The organism is Methylomonas rosea (assembly GCF_024505055.1).
Lineage (GTDB): Bacteria > Pseudomonadota > Gammaproteobacteria > Methylococcales > Methylomonadaceae > Methylomonas > Methylomonas rosea.
Genome location: NZ_JANIBL010000151.1, coordinates 1 through 965 on the forward strand (window position 1 = coordinate 1; position 965 = coordinate 965).

The 965-nt window shown below is 46.6% G+C and carries 2 protein-coding genes; both read right to left on the reverse strand.

Annotated elements, in window-relative coordinates; genetic code table 11:
* Nucleotides 1-190: 190 nt before the first annotated feature.
* The gene (locus tag NP589_RS21570) at nucleotides 191-655 is read right to left on the reverse strand and encodes a hypothetical protein (protein ID WP_256608813.1); all 465 of its coding nucleotides are present in this window, start codon (nucleotides 653-655) and stop codon (nucleotides 191-193) included.
* Nucleotides 656-747: 92 nt separating this feature from the next.
* Nucleotides 748-965: hypothetical protein (locus NP589_RS21575; protein WP_371929705.1), on the reverse strand; the 218-nt coding region annotated here is incomplete at its 5' end.

Sequence of the window (965 nt, forward strand, 5' to 3'; positions counted from 1 at the left end):
GCTGTCCGTAATGAACACTACTTGTTTTTCCAGTTGCACACCAATTGCATTTAACTGCACGATTGACAAATTTAATCTTTCTGGTTTTTAACGAGAGGGTTCGATCACTCTAACGCATAGCAAACCGTTGCTGCCCGGTTTTATCGCGCAGGGTTCAGCGACTCTGAAGAGGTCCAGGCTGAGCGCCGGGTTAGAAACTTTCTGCTCTTGCACTTTTGGATTCCTTTCTTGGATTATGCGGCCCGCAGTAACCGTGCCCGGAAACAGTATGATTTTTCTTCATATCGTCTGTAATATTCACCACGAGCTTGAAAAGACTACCCCACGTTGCGATTGTAATGTGCTTTCCGGAAGGCGGTTCAGGCTTGAAATCAAGCTCGACGGTCACGGATGCTAACCAGTTTTCCGGAATGCCCTCTGCATAAAGATGCTTTTTCAGGAGTGAGTGGTAGCCACAAATAAGCTTTGAAAATTCTAAACTCACTGGAATTATTGATTTCGCAAGAAGATCAATGCGAACTACTTGCACGCCATGTTGTTGCGCAAGAAGACGAAGTTTTCCAATACCCCAATAGCCGCCTACATCGTTGTTGCGGCTTATGAACGAACCATACAACCCGGATGCAATGTTTTTGAATTGTTTCCGTCGTGCCATGGTGAGCCTCTAGCGTGGAGCAAACCCAACGCCCGTAAGGGCAGTCGCGTTAAATGCAGGATTAAGCGTTATAATTCGTACAGTTAACGGATTCACAACAAACCTCCACGAGTTGCGCGATCTCTAAGTAAGGCGACCCATTCATTGCTTGAATTAACCAAGCAATCGGTCAATGGCCAGCTTGGCGCAGATTCAATTAGATGAAGTATTGACCACGCCAAGCCAAAACAACCATCAGGCCCAAACAGTTTGACCAGAGCGCGAGCCTCTTCATTTGACACCGGCTTGGTTACGGAAAGAAGCAATGCCT